This window comes from Alteromonas sp. MB-3u-76, from assembly GCF_002831605.1.
Classification (GTDB): Bacteria; Pseudomonadota; Gammaproteobacteria; order Enterobacterales; family Alteromonadaceae; genus Alteromonas; species Alteromonas hispanica.
This window is the reverse complement of the sequence record NZ_CP025115.1, coordinates 3,658,797-3,676,787: the sequence shown is the minus strand read 5'-3', so window position 1 is coordinate 3,676,787 and position 17,991 is coordinate 3,658,797. Positions and strand designations below refer to the sequence as shown.

18 protein-coding genes are annotated in these 17,991 nt (G+C 42.5%); 6 read left to right on the top strand and 12 right to left on the bottom strand.

Going from position 1 to position 17,991, the window contains the following annotated elements:
• Positions 1-10: 10 nt before the first annotated feature.
• From CW735_RS16340 to CW735_RS16325, 4 genes are all read right to left on the bottom strand, one after another.
• Positions 11-418, bottom strand: a complete 408-nt coding sequence (locus tag CW735_RS16340; RefSeq protein ID WP_071980617.1) for an ExbD/TolR family protein — start codon at positions 416-418, stop codon at positions 11-13.
• Positions 419-562: 144 nt separating this feature from the next.
• Positions 563-1,348 (bottom strand): CLCA_X family protein, encoded by a 786-nt coding sequence (locus tag CW735_RS16335; RefSeq protein ID WP_100972947.1) that lies wholly within the window; start codon positions 1,346-1,348, stop codon positions 563-565.
• A gap of 63 nt (positions 1,349-1,411) precedes the next feature.
• Positions 1,412-1,948, bottom strand: coding sequence for a flavodoxin FldB (gene fldB / locus CW735_RS16330; protein WP_100972946.1), 537 nt, complete (start codon positions 1,946-1,948; stop codon positions 1,412-1,414).
• 19 nt (positions 1,949-1,967) lie between these two features.
• A complete protein-coding gene (locus CW735_RS16325; protein ID WP_232368308.1) occupies positions 1,968-3,827 on the bottom strand; it encodes an alkaline phosphatase family protein in 1,860 nt (619 codons plus the stop codon).
• Between the two features lie 408 nt (positions 3,828-4,235).
• On the opposite strand from CW735_RS16325, the gene CW735_RS16320 reads away from it, so the two are divergent.
• Positions 4,236-5,354, top strand: a complete 1,119-nt coding sequence (locus CW735_RS16320) for a hypothetical protein (protein ID WP_071980613.1) — start codon at positions 4,236-4,238, stop codon at positions 5,352-5,354.
• 137 nt (positions 5,355-5,491) lie between these two features.
• On the opposite strand, the gene msrA is transcribed toward CW735_RS16320, so the two are convergent.
• Positions 5,492-6,031 carry a peptide-methionine (S)-S-oxide reductase MsrA gene (msrA, locus tag CW735_RS16315; protein ID WP_071980612.1) on the bottom strand — a complete coding sequence of 180 codons (540 nt, stop codon included), beginning with the start codon at positions 6,029-6,031 and terminating at the stop codon, positions 5,492-5,494.
• Positions 6,032-6,186: 155 nt separating this feature from the next.
• Between msrA and CW735_RS16310 the strand changes: the two genes are divergently transcribed.
• The 3 genes from CW735_RS16310 (at position 6,187) to CW735_RS16300 (ending at position 8,933) form a co-directional block, all read left to right on the top strand.
• A complete protein-coding gene (locus CW735_RS16310) occupies positions 6,187-6,582 on the top strand; it encodes a thiol-disulfide oxidoreductase DCC family protein (protein ID WP_071980611.1) in 396 nt (131 codons plus the stop codon).
• Positions 6,572-7,297 carry an SDR family NAD(P)-dependent oxidoreductase gene (locus CW735_RS16305; protein WP_100972944.1) on the top strand — a complete coding sequence of 242 codons (726 nt, stop codon included), beginning with the start codon at positions 6,572-6,574 and terminating at the stop codon, positions 7,295-7,297. Before CW735_RS16310 ends, CW735_RS16305 begins: the two co-directional genes overlap by 11 nt.
• Positions 7,298-7,511: 214 nt before the next feature.
• On the top strand, positions 7,512-8,933 hold the full coding sequence (locus CW735_RS16300) for a sodium-dependent transporter (protein ID WP_100972943.1): 1,422 nt from the start codon (positions 7,512-7,514) through the stop codon (positions 8,931-8,933).
• A 145-nt stretch (positions 8,934-9,078) separates the two neighbouring features.
• On the opposite strand, the gene CW735_RS16295 is transcribed toward CW735_RS16300, so the two are convergent.
• Both CW735_RS16295 and CW735_RS16290 read right to left on the bottom strand, forming a co-directional pair.
• Entirely contained in the window at positions 9,079-9,915 is an 837-nt protein-coding gene (locus CW735_RS16295) for an NAD-dependent epimerase/dehydratase family protein (protein WP_100972942.1), read from the bottom strand.
• Between the two features lie 206 nt (positions 9,916-10,121).
• Entirely contained in the window at positions 10,122-10,922 is an 801-nt protein-coding gene (locus CW735_RS16290) for a DUF2884 family protein (protein WP_100972941.1), read from the bottom strand.
• A 333-nt stretch (positions 10,923-11,255) separates the two neighbouring features.
• Here CW735_RS16290 and CW735_RS16285 point away from each other — a divergent pair, with 333 nt between their 5' ends.
• Positions 11,256-11,447 carry a hypothetical protein gene (locus CW735_RS16285; protein ID WP_100972940.1) on the top strand — a complete coding sequence of 64 codons (192 nt, stop codon included), beginning with the start codon at positions 11,256-11,258 and terminating at the stop codon, positions 11,445-11,447.
• 91 nt (positions 11,448-11,538) lie between these two features.
• On the opposite strand, the gene CW735_RS16280 is transcribed toward CW735_RS16285, so the two are convergent.
• From CW735_RS16280 to CW735_RS16270, 3 genes are read right to left on the bottom strand one after another with little or no spacing between them, the layout of a single operon-like run.
• Positions 11,539-12,822, bottom strand: a complete 1,284-nt coding sequence (locus CW735_RS16280) for a mechanosensitive ion channel family protein (protein WP_100972939.1) — start codon at positions 12,820-12,822, stop codon at positions 11,539-11,541.
• Positions 12,823-12,825: 3 nt separating this feature from the next.
• A complete protein-coding gene (locus tag CW735_RS16275) occupies positions 12,826-13,719 on the bottom strand; it encodes an acyltransferase (RefSeq protein WP_100972938.1) in 894 nt (297 codons plus the stop codon).
• Positions 13,716-14,630, bottom strand: a complete 915-nt coding sequence (locus tag CW735_RS16270) for an acyltransferase (protein ID WP_100972937.1) — start codon at positions 14,628-14,630, stop codon at positions 13,716-13,718. Before CW735_RS16270 ends, CW735_RS16275 begins: the two co-directional genes overlap by 4 nt.
• Positions 14,631-14,743: 113 nt before the next feature.
• On the opposite strand from CW735_RS16270, the gene fghA reads away from it, so the two are divergent.
• Positions 14,744-15,586, top strand: a complete 843-nt coding sequence (fghA, locus tag CW735_RS16265; RefSeq protein WP_100972936.1) for an S-formylglutathione hydrolase — start codon at positions 14,744-14,746, stop codon at positions 15,584-15,586.
• A 186-nt stretch (positions 15,587-15,772) separates the two neighbouring features.
• On the opposite strand, the gene CW735_RS16260 is transcribed toward fghA, so the two are convergent.
• Positions 15,773-16,627: a nucleotidyl transferase AbiEii/AbiGii toxin family protein gene (locus tag CW735_RS16260; RefSeq protein WP_157812713.1), complete on the bottom strand. Its 855-nt coding sequence runs from the start codon at positions 16,625-16,627 to the stop codon at positions 15,773-15,775.
• Positions 16,611-17,642, bottom strand: coding sequence for a type IV toxin-antitoxin system AbiEi family antitoxin (locus CW735_RS16255; RefSeq protein WP_071980600.1), 1,032 nt, complete (start codon positions 17,640-17,642; stop codon positions 16,611-16,613). The genes CW735_RS16260 and CW735_RS16255 overlap by 17 nt, the downstream gene beginning before the upstream one ends.
• Positions 17,643-17,991 lie beyond the last annotated feature (349 nt).

Genomic DNA, 17,991 nt, shown 5'->3' with positions numbered 1-17,991 from the left:
AGCAGAGAAATTATCCCTTCTTAACCAGTACCGATACTTTTGATATACCAGCAACTTTTACTTGGTTCATTACTTCTACCACAACGCCGTGTTCAGCTTCTTCGTCGGCTTGGATAGCAGCAGTGTCAGTATTGTTTTCGGCAAGATAAGTTTGAGTGTTAGCTACAACACGACGAACATCAACTTCACGTCCACCCATCATTATTGTACCGTCTTCCTCAATACGAATTGAAAGCGCTTTAGAAGGCTTATCGTTTTTCGCTTGATTATCTTCTGGACGATTTACGTCTAACCCTTTTTCTTTTACGAACGAGGTCGTTACGATGAAGAAAATCAACATGATGAACACGATGTCCAACATGGGGGTCATATCAATCTGAGCCTCGTCTTCGGCCGAGGTATGCTTTTTTCTTTTCATCTCGTCTTCTTTCTTCTGTTACGTTCGAGCCCATTAGTATACTGTTTGTAACAAAAATATACAGGCTTTTGTACAAAATTGTGCGCTCGTAACCACTTGTTGCTGGAAAAATGCTCAATTTCACGGTAATTGCACGCAGAGTTGTTAGCGTTTGTGTGAAATGGCGACGCCTAATTGGTAAAAATACAACATCAATGCTTTATTGAGTGTTATACGCAAATTACCATGAGGATAAATGCCAAGTCTAGCTTCTGTAGACTTTTTTGTACCTTGCACCAAGAATGCATTTTTAATGTGATGGTCCTGTATACACGATTCGAAGGCCCTGGCGGCCATTTCCTGTGGCATAGCGTAATAAAATGTTTTCAGCGCTCGATCAGCCTCTACGGATTTTACAAAATACTCGTTAGGTCGCTTATTGTGATCTAAAAACATTATGGAAAAGCAATCACTTAGCTTTTGGTTAAGTGGATGAGGGTTCATAACCGCATTGTCGAGCCAGGCTTGTGTGGCAAAGGTGCCTGGCGACAATGCCTCAAACATACGTGGTGCTATATAATGGTCAAAGGCATGAAACCATTCATGCGCCAATGCGCCTGCCCCAGCATTTTTTGCCAACGCTAATTGTCTCTTCGCACTGTTATAATGAGCGCTCGCATTTTTTTGTCCGCCACTTCCAAAAGCAAGTGAAAGCGAGCCGTTGAGGGATAAAACCTGCTCATTAATATTGAGAATGGTAGTGAGATCGTAAAGCGCATCAAAAAATAAGTTTGCCGCTATTTGTTGCTCTTCGGGAGTTACCCAACGACCTACAGTAATGGTGGCAAAGTTGAATAGCTTTCTTATATCTTGAAACGACACATCAGCACCGTCCCGGTGGCTAGGCTCGTTGCGGTAAAATGGCTGGTGGATGCGGCCTTTCGTTTCCACGTCTTTCGCTCTCAAATTTGTGGTGCTTAGGTTTTTTTGTTTTTCATTAAGGCTAAACCTTAGTTAAACAAGAGAAATAAGAAGTTGCTCGCACCATGCTTCCACGCGCTCATCTGTTTGATCATATTGATTTTCATCATCCAGCGACAAGCCCACAAAGTGGCTTTTATCTTCGGTAAGTGCCTTTGAAGCGGTAAATTCATAACCCTTATTGGGCCAATAACCGATTATATTGCAGTTAGAGGGTAGAATGGCGTCGTGAAGCATGCCCAAGGCGTCTTGGAACCACTCGCCATACCCCAATTGGTCACCTAAACCAAAAAGAGCGATAGTTTTACCCGACAGGTCTAAACGATGAACATCTTCCCAATGAGACTCCCAGTCTTCTTGCAACTCACCGAAATCCCACGTTGAAATACCAAAAATAATAATGTCATAGTCGGCAGTACGAGACAAATTTACGTCTTTAATATTATGAAGTTCGACTACGTTGTCATCGAAAAGGCTATTAAGCTGAGCTTGAATTTTTTCCGCTGCCATTTCGGTATAACAGGTTGTTGAGCCAAAAAATAAACCTATAGACAGGGCGCCATCACTCATTCGATACCTCTTTCTTTCGTTAGTCGTTATTAACTGGCGGGAATTCTACCTCTTTACCGTTACTCAACAAAGCTTTGCAACGAACATCCTTGCCTTTGTGTGAAATATTTAATACACCAATAGCACAGCCATTGTGCAGTTCTGCAGAGCCGCTGTTGGGATGCCTGGCTTTTACCGACATATTTCTTCTCCGTGTAAAAATGTTCAACGGCGATTTTGAACTGTAAAGTAGTCTATTAAGCCGATCGAACCAGATGATAAGCCTGTCGGGAAACGCATTTTTCATGCCGCTGCAAGTAAACTGGGTGATATGAGGACTGTTGCGTCTGAAACGAAGGCGAACATCGTAAACAAAGGAGTAGTGAACGTCGCCAGATAAAATAATGAACTCAGGCGGCGTTTTATAGTGTCTAAATATGTTGAGAATAACGTTTGCCGTACCTTTATGAGCCATCCAGTTTTCCGCGTCAACGGTGAGGGCCTTACCAAAAAACGTAAACACCTTTTGAATGGCCTCTATCACTTTTACCCCATAAATAGGTGCTGCAGAAACAACAATAACAGCGTCTTTGCCTATGATGGCGTGTTGAAAGTCGCATAGTGCCTCCCAATCCATTAAACCAGAAGGTTTATTTAAACTAGATTCAGAGCGCCATCGCTGCGTGCGAGTGTCGAGAACCTCGATAGGCGGGGTGGTATCAAGCCGATAATGCCAGTTATTAAAGTCGAGTAAGTTATTGATAAAACTATCTTGCTCGTTTAGCTCTCTAGTACTGAATACTTGCTGAGCTTGTCGTATGAGGGGTTCGACCTTTTTAGGAGCATTGCCCCATCCTTGGCAAAGTAAATAACCGATTAACGCATTACCAATCATGCGCTTTGACAAGGGATTGGCATAAACTTCTTGTTCCCAACCTCGAGTTAAATTCCAATCATCGGTTACGTCGTGATCATCAAAAATCATGTAGGTAGGAACATGCGCTAGAGCACGCCTAACAGCGGGTAGTTGTTCAACGAAACTCGCTATAATTTTTTGTTCGTGTTGAAAGTTGTCGATATATTTTGCCGGGATATGGGTGTTTTCAATATTGATAAGCGGCCAAAGGCTATCTGACCATACCAAAAAATACATGGCGAGAATTTCGGCGCTACCAATGAGATGGTTCTGCGCATTCACCGACGTAAATACAGGTTTCTTCTTAGCGCCAAAAAACAGAGATGACAGCACCGTGTTGGTTGAAATTCGCGGCAGCAATTGCTGTCGCTCATAAAATCCGTGAGGATGAGAGGCTAAGTCTTGAGTGTTTGTAATCGTAGCCCCTTCAAGCGATTCATGATACAACCCAAGTAAGTCGCAACACTGATGTATCGCCTTTAGCATGGGGCCAGCAACATCATCGGCGTAAATTTGATCCCCCGTCATTAGCAGTACGTCCGGCAGAGAGACTCCGGATGTTAGCCCTTTCTCTATAAGTCTATCGACCTGCGCTAGCGCGTCTTCGCCATCAAAATGAGGTTTGCGGCAGGAACCATGCAATATCGTTTCGGGGGCATCAGTGTAATGAAAGCTCAAACTTTCTTGCGTTGAATATAGCAATTTTTGCTGTTCTGTTTGCCATCTATTATTAAACTCGGAACTCTCAAACGAGAGGTTGTAATTAATCCGTACATTGTTAGAAAAGGCAGTGGGTGTGCTTGCTGATAAAAGGTGAATAAAGGCTAACTTTCCCACTTGAACAGTTTCTGTGTGCGGCTGATGCTCGATAGCCTCATCATTTTGCGTTAGCGATATTGTTGGCGCGTTTGGCGTAGAGGTTACTAACCATATATGACAAGTATCTTTACTTACTTTGCGAACAATAGGGCCGGCAATGACCACTGGGAGTTGATGGTTTGAGATAGTTAATGCCTCGTTTTCTACTTTTTCAGCTTCCTTGTGAGCACTTTACTCTTTTTTGTTCCTAAACGGTATGCTCTGTATACTCGCTTACAATTTATTCATATTTACTATTAAATATAGCAATCACTCAACTTAGGATCTTGCGTTTGAGTAAGAATATTTTGCCTTACGATTTATTGGCTTTTTTGAAGGTATAAACTTGAAGTAATGAATTTGAGTGCACGAATAAAGGGTGAAATAAGTAATATCCGCAGCTTGATTAGGGCATTAAGCTTATTAGGGATATCGGTCTTTGCTTTCTGTTTTTAAAGCGCTCTGTGTTCAGCAAAGACCAACATGCCCTAATAACTGACACAACAAATAACTGAATATAAGAGAACTATCGATATGCAAAAATACGCTTTACTTGGTAGCGTTTTTCTTTTTCTTGCTACCGCATGTAGCGAACCACAAGAGGTTGTCATTACTCCTGAAAAGCCTGATATGACTGCTGTCACAACAGGACAATGGATAACCAAGCCCAATGGCGATGTTATGTACGACCCGCAAACATCTGGATTGGTTGCCTTAGATGGAGAGCTGTTAACAATTGCAGACGCCAGTGCAGAGAAAAGTCAGCAGTTAAAGTTACATCGCATTGACCCAGCATCATCAACACTGCTCTCATCCACCGACAAATTTACTTTTTCATCTCGGGTAGCGCGAAGTTGTTTTTATAATTATTTAAGCACAGAGCCTGATTTAGAAGCGCTAGCTGTAGACCCTCGAGACAATGATGTTATTTACACCGTAACCGAAGATGCCACTCGAACTGGGGCATTAAGCCCTCGTTGTGAGTCGAAATACAGCAACACGGGGTCTACAGATTACCCCACACTACTGGTGCGGTTAGCTCGAAAGCAAGACGGAAATTTCACGATGACCCATGTGCGTCCTCTTCAATTTCCCGCCAAATTCAATGTAGGGAATTTTCCTAACGATGGTATTGAAGGGCTAACCATGGATGATAATGGAACTTTGTATCTGGGATTAGAAAAGGATATCGCAGGGCAGCCGCGCATTTTTACCGTTGATGTAAATAACGACTTTTTCTCTTCAACAGAATTTGCCGTTGTGCAAGAGCCTAAGCTTTTGCTGCCTACTTTTGCTGCGGGCAATCACCCCATAAACGGACTGACCTTGCATACAGAGAATGCGAAAACGTACCTTTTAGCTGCGGCTAGAAACGACAATGAACTTTGGGTTATTGATACTGCAGCCAGACAGCCAACGCTAAGAGTCCCTATCACTTTTAAAGTGAAGGGTAATGAAACTTGCAGCGATTATGTAATGGATAATGCTTCAATGGAGGGACTGGTGGTGATGCAAAATACCCTATGGATAATTAACGATCCTTGGGAAAAAAATTATCTTAAAAATGCCTCTTGTCAGGTAGATGAGAAGAAATATAAAGACTTAGCTCCGTTGCTATTCTCCCTTCCCCTAAATCCAAGTTGGTTTCAGTAGTTTTTGAGCGGTATATCGTAAAACAGCGCGGGTGTAAACAGCCAAGTGCCCTTGTGATAAGGCACTCTTGGCTGCCGTCTTTTTATTGCCTATCAATTGGATATAAATTGTCTATGAGAGACCAGCGTTATCTAGGCTTAGCTTCGAAGCTTAGAAGCAAACGTCTTCTTAAATTTTGCCAGTTTTGGAGCCACCACCATTGAGCAATACTGGTTTTGTGGATTATTTTTAAAATAATCTTGGTGATAGCTCTCGGCTTCGTGATAGTTATTAATCTCAACAACTTCTGTAACGACTGGGTCTGGCCAGATTTCATCGTTACTTATCTCGGCAATAATCTTTTCAGCTTCGGCTTTTTGACCTAAGTCATGGTAGAAAATTGCACTTCGATATTGAGTGCCAACATCATTTCCCTGGCGATTAAGCTGTGTTGGGTTGTGCAGTGCGAAGAAAATTTCCAGAACCTCGCGATAGGTAAGTTTGTCTGCATCAAACGTTACCTGTACCACTTCAGCATGACCGGTATTGCCACCACATACTTTTTCATATGTAGGCGCTGGGTCTTCGCCACCGGCATAGCCAGATAATGCCTTTTCAACTCCATCGACAGAATTAAATGCCGATTCAATACACCAGAAGCACCCGCCAGCTAGCGTAGCGACCTGTAAATTTGCCATGATAAAACCTCTTAATTTCAATGACAGTAGTGTGGGTTTCACCTACGTCTAACTCAAGTCATCCAAGCATGTTTTTTTAGCGTATAAACGCATAATAAATAAAAAAACACCTTTCGTGCGCTTTAGTACGTTTCCAATTAACTTGAGGTTTTGTAGTGATTATTTTTTATGATGGCTATTGTCCGTTGTGCATGACAGAAATGAAGCACCTCAGAAAACGAGACAAGCACAAGCGATTAACGCTGGTTGATATTCAAGAGCCGGGCTTTAACGAGCGCTATCCCACATTAGACTGGCACGCACTCAATGCCAGAATACACGCACTCAGAGATGATGGCACGTTAATAACGGGCCTCGATGTTACTCACGAAGCATGGAAAGCTGTTGGGGTGGGCTGGCTGTATGCGCCACTACGGTGGCCCGGAATTCGTATAATTGCAGATGCTTTTTATAATGTGTTTGCCAAGCATAGATATACTATTTCCTATCTGCTAACGGGCAAAAAACGCGGTTGCGATCGCTGTATACCAGGAGAAACCAATGACAAATAAAACACTTATTATTGGGGCCTCAGGCGGCATTGGTAGAGCTATTGTTAAACGCTATGCTGACAACGGCGATGAAGTTATTGCGGTGAGTCGAAGCGGCGCTACAGACGACAGTTGGCCCAATACCGTTACGGCAAAAGCTATGACAGAGCATAATGAAATCAATATTGCGGCTTTCGTCGATGAGCTAAAAAGCCAAGGTACAACTTTAAATAACGTGGTTATTACAACAGGGATGTTGCAAAACGACGAGCTAGGCGTGAAACCTGAAAAACGCTTGGAAGACATGAACGAATCAGCGTTGTCATCTTACTTTGCGGTGAATTCTATCATCCCTGCCTTATGGCTTAAGCATTTGGTTAACGTAATGGACAAAAACCACTCTACTGTTGTGTGCCTCAGTGCTCGTGTGGGCAGTATTTCCGATAACGGGTTTGGCGGCTGGTATGGTTACAGAGCATCGAAGGCAGCTCTGAACATGCTAGTGAAGACCGCATCAATCGAATATAAACGCAGAGTGAAAAACGCCATGCTGGTGTGTTATCACCCTGGAACGGTAGACACTGGGCTTTCAAAGCCATTTCAAAAGAATGTTGCTGCTAAAAAACTATTCACTCCTGAGTTTACCGCAGATCAGCTTTTTACCCACGTCTCAAAGCTAGATCGCGACCAAATTTGCCATTTTATCGACTGGGATTGCGAAGTGGTAACTTGGTAATACGCTTTGTTACGATTCCTTTAGTTCAACCTCAAGACTTTTTATTACACTGCTGTTACCATATCTTTTGGGGTATGGTGCAGCGTATTAATTGGCCTGTAGAGCCTATACGTGGTCTATAGAGTCTGGAATACAAGGCGTTGACGCCGTTGTGAGTCACTTCAAAACATACCATCCTGATAAACATAACAATAACTCAACAAGAGGAAGGGATATGAGCGGGGCCAGAGAACAGTTCGGATCGCGCATAGGTTTTATTTTGGCAGCTGCAGGTTCTGCAGTTGGTATTGGTAATTTGGTTGGCTTTCCGGTAGGAGCAGCAAAAAACGGCGGCGGTGCATTCTTATTAATGTACGCCATATTTGTATTCGCGATTTGCTTGCCTGTAATGATGGCTGAAATGTCAGTGGGTCGTCATGCAAAAAAGGACCCTTTAGGTGCCTACAACTCAATCAGTAACAATAGTCCAAAATGGAAACTTGCAGGGTGGTTAGCAATAGCGACTCCATTTATGATAGCCGTGTTTTACATGGTTATTACAGTGTGGATTTTTGGTTATTTATACGAGGCTGTCAGTGGCAATTTAGACAAACTCGCTGACCCAGAAACCTTTGGTATCTTTATAAATTCTCCTTCGATTTTCGCTTACATGGCTGTCGTCGTTGGGGTGGTGTATCTGATTTTGCAAGGCGGTGTTAAAGAGGGAATTGAAAAAGCGGCAAAGCTTCTTATGCCTGCTCTTTTCGTGATGCTTATTGGGTTGGTTATTTTTGTTTTGACGCAAGATAACGCCATGGCGGGAGTCAAGTTTTATGTTGTACCTGACTTTTCGAAATTAAATGCAGAGGTAATAAACGGCGCCTTAGCCCAAGCTTTCTTCTCGCTATCGTTAGGAATGGGGATCCTCATTACCTATGGCAGCTACATAGATAAATCGGCTGACGTACCAACTTCTGCAAAGCTGGTGGCACTTACTGATACTGCGGTTGCATTTACTGCTGGTTTAATGATTTTACCCGCCATTTTCTCTTTCAACCCAGACATCAACCCTAATGACTTAAGCGAGTCTTCGGTAGGTATGATATTTACCTATCTACCAAGTATCTTCTTGGCGTTGCAGGAGTCTATCGGTTATTTAGGCGCTTCAATAGTTGCTAGCATGTTCTTCTTACTCGTATTTTTTGCTGCTATTACCTCGCTAGTTTCAATATTTGAGGTGCCGGTAGCAGCGCTAATGGACGAGAAAGGTGTAAGCCGTAAATGGGCGCTGACCTCGTTGGGAAGTATTATGATAGTACTAGCTATCTTAAGTGCACTTTCCTTCGGTAAGATTGAGGCGTTAACCACCTTTGTAAGTTACGCTGGAGCCGATAAGTCATTCTTTGATGTGATCATCGATGTTTTTTACGAAACCATACTGCCTCTGAATGGCTTATTGATTTGCTTATTTGTTACCTACCGTTGGAAAACCACTAACTTCAATGCGTCACTGGAAGAGGGCAGCAGTGATTATCGCGGCAGCTGGTTCGAAAAATACGTCGATATTTCGCTTAAAACGTTTATTCCGCTAATCTTACTGGTCATTTTCGCCAACACAGTAGCAGTTAAATACTTCGGCGTAAGTTTGTTCGGTTAATCATAATACGGGCGCTGTTGTCGTTACAAAAGTGCACGTTGTAATTTATTAGTTGTAATTTAATAGTCGCAATTTAATATTAGTTACATTCAAAAAAAGGGATGGCAAACGCCATCCCTTTTTTAGTTATTGTAAATCTGGCTTATTATTTACCGGAGTACATATCATCTGGGTTTGAAAAGCGAGGAGTAATCTTCAATGCTTTCCAGCTTGCTGTGGCATCAACTACTTTGCCTTTGGCCTCAGATTCGGTGTCAGAGAAGATGGGCAACGGGAGATTAAGCGCCGATGCTGCGCGAGCATAATATTCGCCGCGTTTAGGGTGAAGTTCACTGCATAGGTGCAGAGTTTTGTTTTGCAACGGAGTGCGAATAACACTCACCAGAGCGTTAACCACATCACTAATATGCACAAGGTTTATACGCTTGTTGCCCGCAGGCAACTCCCGTCCGCTTAATGAGCGTGCAGGGTGACGGTCTGGACCAACCAAGCCCGCCAAACGAAGCACTGTATAATCAACCTGCGACGACACTGACGCTAAATGCTTTTCTATCGCTACATGTGCTTTTGCCGATGCTGTTTCAGGTGCGGTAGAGCTTGACTCAGTGAGTGTTTCGTTTGTGCTATCACCGTATACCGATGTAGTGCTGATAAAAATAATATGGGCCACCTGCGCTGCCACTGCATCATCAATCAGTGCAATAACTTGCTGAGTAAAGCCATCTAACTGAGTGTTTCTTCTACCTGGTGGAATGTTGATAATAAAGGTCGCGCCAGACATATGCTTGCATAGCTCTGCGGTATCATCGCCAAGGGCAAATTTAATCGCTGTGATCTGTTGTTCACCAAGGGATTTACGTTTTTCATCATTTCGTGTTGTGCCCACTATGGTTGCGTTGATAGTATTATCGCTACTTAACAACGCATTTCCTAGATAACCCGCCATCCAACCGTAACCTGTAATCACTACTTTTTTCTGCATAAGCTATGTGTCCTAACATCCGTACTAAAATTTGTATGGCATTCATTTATAGCTTTCAGTATATCAGGCTAATATGTATTTGTGAGTGGAGAGGGAAATTGAGGAGTAGTGAAAATGAATAAAAAGCCGAACACCTTCGCGTTCAGCTTCTTTATTTTAACACAGAAAAGTTCTTATGTTTTTGCTAAGTTTTGTCGCTACTTTACTTACATTCTTAACTCGCTGTGACCTTCTAATTCTATAAGGTTCAAGCCATCTAGACCGGGTATAGAAGCTTGCATTTTTGATTCTGCATAATCAGCCTTTTTAAGCACATCGCACAATGCGTTACCTTTTTCTTCAAGCGATGCTGCCTTTGCTTCTAAGCGGTACTCTAGGTCGTCTCCAAAACGTTCCATTTTTTGCTCAAACTCAGACATATCGCCCCCTTCCCACAACATCTGTGTACCAAGAGCGATAAGAATGCGGCCCATAGACTCACTAATTAATGATTCAATTTGCTCTTCAAACTCAGCTTCCCAGCTTTCGTCAAACCAACCAGGCTCATCAAATTTTGAAGAGTCTACTCGAATGTTGCCTGCATCGTCGTAAAAGGAGCGAGCCAATTTTTGATCGAGAGAGTAGAACAGCGCTTGGAAATCGTTATCAAGGTCACTGCCGCTGCCAAGCAATTCTCCAAAAACCTCGGTTACCGCTACACTCGCCACTTCTAAGCCTTCACTTGCTATTGTTAAGGTCATTGGAATTGCTGTATCGATGCTATTGTAATAATCGTTTACGTAGCTCTGCTGGTCTTTAGTTAACGCAATTGTTTCACCGTTAACTGTAAGGTCGCGATTAGAGTTAATGTTAAGAATCGACCCATTGTCCATATTTACGGTTAGGTCACCTTGGTAATATTGCAATTGACCATCTAACTCGATATCGCAACTGTTATCATGAGCCAAAACCTGACCACTTAGTAATGCGCCAGTTACAGCAACTGAAAGTAAAAGCTTGTTCGACATTATAAAATCCCTAATCGTGACTTAACGATAAAAACATTGTTTATTTGATGAGCTGGATGTCACAGACGGTTTAGCTCATTGATACATAAGCTTTAGCAATGCAGATGCCACATATTAAAGTCATTTATTTTCAATGGTTTAACTTTTTATTTTTTTCTAACAAATTACAGCAAGTTTAATTTTTGGCAAAAATGCTAATAAAGTAGTTATTTTGACTACGATCAAATTTTACTCAATTGCTGCTGTTTCTCATAAAATTAAACCCCACCGAAATATGTTCAATAGAGATGAATTGATGCATAATACGCCCAATTAAATTAAGGGGTTAACACAATGGCTGATTGGATTAATGCAATTATGTTCGGTGTTGCGCTAATTGCCTTTACGCTTGGGCTTAGCAGCATCGTTATGGGTTTTATTACAGCAAAAACTGGTGCTGAAGGTATGCAGGAAAAAGTAGAGTATGGCTTTTTCGGCGTAACTGGTTTAGTTATTTTTCTACTAATGACTTACGCAATAAGTTAGTAGAACTGCGGATAATATAAAAACAAAAAACCGGCTCACAAAGCCGGTTTTTTATGCGCTACTGTTGTAGCCAATGGCAATATGAAAGGAATTAACCGGACGTTTTTTCAACCTCTCTGGCTAAGTGTAAGCTGCTTAAATGGCTATCACGTTGGTAGGCTCGCAAATCAAAAGGGTCGAGCATTGCAATTACGTGGTCAAAAATGTCAGCCTGCACTTTTTCATAGTCCACCCAGTCTTGCCTTGCACTAAAACAATAAATTTCAAGTGGCAACCCCAACTCATTTGGCGGGAGCTGTCTTACCATCAATGTAAGCTCTTGATTAATATGAGGGTGCTTTCTCAAGTACGCTTCTAAGTACGCGCGAAATGTTCCTACGTTCGTCAAACGTCTGCTGTTCAGCAAGTCAGACTCATCAATAGAAGAGTCTCTGTGGTAGGCCTGCAGTTCATTCTTTTTCTTCTCTATATAGTCGTTGATGTATCGAATTTTTGAGAACCGCTCTAGCATATCGTTGTCGCATAGCTTTATAGAGTGAATGTCTAAATAAATTGCACGTTTTATTCTACGTCCGCCAGACTCCTGCATTCCGCGCCAGTTCTTTACTGCTTCCGTAGTAAGGCTGTATGTAGGGAGGGTAGAAATTGTTTTATCCCAGTTTTGCACCTTAACATTTGTAAGACCAATTTCTTTAATTTCGCCATCAACCTCGTATTTTTGCATCGATATCCAATCACCAGTATTAAACATACGGTTGGCCGCAATTTGAATTCCAGCGACAAAACCCAGGATCGTATCTCTGAAAATGAGAAGTAGTACGGCGGCTATGGCGGTAAGACCCGACACAATCAGCAGAGGGCTTCTATCAACAATTAAAGAAATACTGAGCAATATAGTCACAATAGCGAAAGCAAGCTTGGTGACTTGAATGAAGCCAGTAATCGGGGCTCGTTTCGCCAGCGAAGAAGAGTTGTATACATATTCAACGGTGCTGAGCATGGCGTAAAGTGCAAGTAATCCGCTGTAAAGCATATAAAGCTGCGCACTTTTGATTAAAAAGCCACGTAATACAGCACCTTCATCGATCAGGATAGGCGTGGTTATATAAATAAATAGCGCCGGAAACAGGTGCATTAAGCGTCTAAAAAAGCCGTACTCTTGTAGCGCGTTGTCCCACACGTTGTTCGACTTATAGACGATTCGCGCAATTTGAGGCCTAATTAAAAGGCGAGCAATGATATAAATCACCACAGAGACAAGCAAAATTGCACTAGCGGCAAGGACGTTAAACAGCGGTTCACCGGTTGTAAGTTCCGGAAAAATATCATTCACTAAGTGAACAAAAGTCTCGCGAAAAGAGGAACTGACTTCCATGATTTATGACTCCAACAGGTTTTTAATTCGCGTATCTTTATTTTTCCAAAGGTTATTTAACCAACCTTGGAAATAAAGCCGGAATTCAGATTCATCGCGCTGGGAGTTCTGTTGCAATTCTGGAACAGGCTCTACATTTACATCTATTATTATTTTAGTCATGGTGCCACAAAGCATAGCCATCATTGGATGCTTTTGATTATTGGGGTACAACAGAGAAATGTCCAACACGTTGGTAAATAGTTCTCCCATTGCCGCAAGAGTAAAAGACACTCCACCAGCTTTTGCTGGCAGCAAATGCGTATAAGGGCTTTTCTTTAGCGCATGCTTTTCGGGTGTGAATCGCGTGCCCTCAACAAAATTAATAACAGTAGTTGGCACCGTTCTAAATTTTTCACAATACGCTTTAGTGGTCTCCAGGTCCTTACCTTTTTTCTCTGGATACTTTTCTATGTAGGCGCGGGAGTATCTGCGCATAAACGGCATATCTAAGGCCCACGCGCCCAAGCCAACGAACGGCAACCATATAAGCTCTCTTTTCAAAAAGAATTTTGGCGCAGGAATTCGGTGAGTAGCAAACTCGATAAGCAAAATAATATCTAAGTAGCTGAGATGGTTAGCAATAATTAGGTACCAACGGTCTTTTGCCAGTTCGCCATGAATTGCGTATTCGATATCAATGGCATTAAACATACGAATAAGCAGCACACTAATGCGCCCAAAGCTAAACATTAGCCAGTGCATTACGCTATTCCATAGCGACCTTATTTTACCGTTAGGCAATACCAGTTTTACTAAGCCCAGCACAATAATAAGACTTCCCCATAACGCGAGATTTAGTAGCTGTAGCGTTATGTGAACAACGAAAGTAAAAGGAGCGAGAATTGTACGGATCATAAAGGTTTCTGCGTTGCGTTTAGTTCTTCTAAAAGATTGTCTTTTGCTTGCCAGCGTTCGTTGAGCCATGTTTGAAAACGAGCGCGCACTTGCGGGTCGTCAAAATACGAAGGGTGAAAGATACCGCTATCCATAATCTCTTTAATAGGCATAACGCTTATATTTACCCGAACATCGCGCACTCGGCCGCTAACGAAGTCCCAAAAAGTGGGGACGCCATTTGGATAGTCAATAGTAACGTCAATAAGTTTATGAAGTTGTTCGCCCATTGCCGAAAGTACAAAAGCGATGCCGCCGGCTTTTGGCTTTAATAGGTGGGTGAAAGGCGAACCTTGTCTGTCGTGTTTGCTTTGAGTGAAACGCGTACCTTCGACAAAGTTCATGATACTGACAGGTTTGGTGCGAAATTTCTCACAGGCTTTACGTGTAGTTTCCATATCTTTGCCTTTTAGCTCAGGATGTTTGGCCAAAAACGACTTGGAATATCTACGCATAAACGGAAAATCCAGTGCCCACCATGCCAACCCCAGTATCGGCACATAAATTAACTCTTTTTTGAGAAAAAATTTTAAAAATGGAATTTTGCGGTTAAATACACGTTGGAGAACCAGAATATCTACCCAAGACTGATGGTTCGCAGTAACAAGATACCAATCGTTACGAGTAAGCTGCTCGAGTCCGGTAACATGGAATGTAGTACCACTGCTAATGCGCTGATTTAAGTTATTGACGCCAATCCATGCAGTGGCGCATGTATCTAACAGATACGAAATGAAACGTCGCCATTGAGGCACTGGAATAAGCTTAAACACAGAAAGCACAATGATGGGTGTTGCCCAAACCACTGTATTTATAAAATAGAAAATGACGGAAATTGTACCGATAATATGATGCAATAGTGCTCTAACCATTGTATTTACCTCAAAATTTAGGCGCTTAGTGTAAACGAACTTGATCTAAAATCCGATAGAGCCTTTACTGAATCTTCAATAAAGGTACAAATACTATTTATAAAGGAGCGGTAATGAAGCTTTTAAGCGAGAACAAAGCGTTCGGAGGAACACACCTTCGCTACAGTCACACTTCAACGACAACAAACTGTGAAATGACGTTTGCGATATTTTTACCGCCTTTCGCCAGCAAAGAGAAACCCGTACCTGTGCTGTATTGGCTGTCGGGACTAACCTGCAACGATCAAAACTTTATGCAGAAAGCTGGAGCGATGAAGCTAGCCAGTGAACTGGGTATGGCAATTGTCGCGCCAGATACATCTCCGCGGGGCGAAGGTGTTCCAGATGACGCAGAAGGGGCTTACGATTTCGGTTTAGGAGCTGGTTTTTATGTGGATGCCACCCAAGCGCCATGGGATGAGCACTACAAAATGTATAGTTATATTACTGAAGAACTCCCACCGCTGATTGAAGGTGAGTTTCCTGTAACTAAAGAAAAGGCGATAAGTGGGCACTCAATGGGAGGCCACGGCGCTTTAATCATTGGTATGCGCAATCCTAATAAATATGTGTCGGTATCGGCATTTAGCCCCATTGCCAACCCCAGTGACTGCCCTTGGGGAGAAAAAGCGCTGGGTAATTATTTGGGAAGCGATAAAGCCAGCTGGAAAGATTATGACGCCTCTGAATTGATGGCGAGTCAGACTCATTATATTCCTATGCTGGTTGAGCAAGGAACAAAAGACGAGTTTCTTCAAGAGCAGTTAAAGCCGCAATCACTTGTTCATGCAGCGCAACGCTCTGAAACACAGCTTACGTTAAACATGCACGAAGGATACGACCATAGCTATTTCTTTATCGCATCGTTCATTGAAGAGCATTTAGAATTCCACGCAGGCCATATGGGATTAATCTAACTCATTGATATGGAGGCATAATGCACTCCACTACATAATGCACTCCATTATTTGTACGATGGTAGAGAAGCCGAAGTGTTAAGTGAATTAACCTTCGGCTTTTTTTATCCCCCGGGTGACAAAAATTTTAAGGTGGTGCAAGGCCGTTGTGGAGCTCAGTGAAATATCCAGAAACAACCGATGGTTTTATTCTCCATTTAGCCTATCTTTTATTATCTCTATGAGTATGTCGGCTTCTTCATAACCTGCGACAGTATGCTTTGTTATATCAACCTTCAGGCGCTCTGAGACACTATCTTTGTTTAGCAAAGCCTGCTTTATGTAGGTCAATGTTTTTTCCCTTACTATGGCCGCGACTTCGTCCGCTAACATCATTGCACTGGCTTTCATATCGTCATAGTCATGCGCATCCATATAATCTTGTTCGTAAAGCGCATCTACAACCGCAGGAATTTTGCTGTAGTGTTTTATGACATAATAGATATCAATAGCGTCTTTTCCCTGATACTCGCGCCCTCGTTCAGTCCAGGCGATAAGTTTTAGCAATAGGATGCCTACCGGAGATGCTACTTTTACACTAAGTTCAGGATTTTTTGACAGGGTAACGTCCCATGCGTTTTGATAGACTTCATTGAATCCTAGCACGCTCATAACAAAATCATGTTTGGGCGGCCAAGCGATCTGGCCGTGATCATCGCTGACCCCACCAAACGGAATCAAGTCGATTTCCCAAGGCAAGCCGTCACTGTCAGTCGTGTCTAGTTGATGTGCCTTCTTCGAGTGAGGTGTAAATCCCGCTTCTATCAGTGCAGTTCGTAACACTTCGTAATGCTCCCAATTCTGCACTTCAATACCAAAGTCCACATCTTTCGTACCGCGCTCAATCGTAGCGTTATAGCCGTGAGCCAAGATAATATCCCGTGCAGTAGCCCCTACAATTAGCAACGGAACACTTAGCTCTGCGGCAATACCGTGGATTTGACTATATACCTCGACAAGCCCCTTGGGCAGTTTTTCGGATACATCAAGCGAGGTGGTCATGGTAGATCCTTTTTGCGGTATCAATATTGCGAGGGTCATCGCTGTTGAGTAGTTCCGCATATACTAATAGTGGCGCGACATAGCCAGGTAACTCCCCCCTAATTTTTTCGATTCCTACAGGCGGCTCTATAATTTTCAGTATATTAACGTCTGTCTCTTCAGCACGTAGTCGGCGTAGCCTGAAAGTTTTTAATAGGGCTTTATGTGCTTCAGTATCAGCATATATCTGGTATGTTTTGGGGGTAAGGTAATGAGTATAGGCATCGGCGGCGACCTCTCCGCCCCAGAGTGCTCCGTACTTATCTAGCGGTGCGTTACGAAGCTGCTCAATATTCTGAGGAACATATAGCTTCTCCTCCAGTTTAGCTTCCATGTTGTGTGGATAAGCGTCCAGCCATCGCGTTAGAAGCAGATCTTTTTCGTTGAGGACGAGTCCTTTTTTCCCTTTTTCGAGAACAAATGTGAGTTGCTTAAGGTCATCTAAAACTTGTTTTACCGTGCCTAAAGCAATTTCAGCTTGCTCCGCAAGTACCCGCATTGGCTGATTAACAAGCTCAGGCTTCAATAACAACATCATGACCAGTTTCATACCTTTAGGTTGAAACGCCTTTCCTGTTAGCTTTCTCGCGTGTTGTATTTGAAGCTCTTGAGGTGGTTTCTTGCCTCTAATATCGATATAAAAGGGAGGTATATTGAGGTGCGCATTGCCTGCTATATCGAGATAATCGATTTGCAACTCCCGACAAAGTTCTGCAATTTTTTCATTAATATAGGTTGTGACAATAAGCGTTTTTTTGTCGCTAAAAACTATTTTTTCTAGTTGAAGCTTGTGTAGTCTGTGGCGAGTAATTCTCTCCTTTTCTTCCACACACCAAGTATGTTTCTGGTTTCCGTGAGTGAGCGTCAGCTGTCCGTCCGTCACCTCAGTATTTTGGAAATTATGATGCGTGTAAGTGATATTTAGCTTGGTATTCGCGGCTAACAGTTTCGCAGCTTCAGCTAATAAGTTATCCATTTGTTCATTTATCTCTTCCGTTCACTATTATTGAACGTTACGAAAAAATGAACAAAATTGCAACCATTGTTCATTATTTGTAGCTGTTCACTTTTTGTGAACATTAGCTTTTAATGAACAAAAAGACATCGTGTCAAATATTTTTAGGAGAGAAAGGGAGCCGCTGGACAGTCTAGTAAGAGTTTTCGCTCTTTTTCCTCAAACATGTAGGCAGCTTCAATGTAATGGAATGCGGCAATATCTTTCTAATTGAGAGGGGAGCAGCCGAGGATAATGCTATCCTACGTCACCTTACTTTGCGCCTAAAAATTTGGGGTCCCAAAAAGGCATTTTTTGGAGCTTGATACGG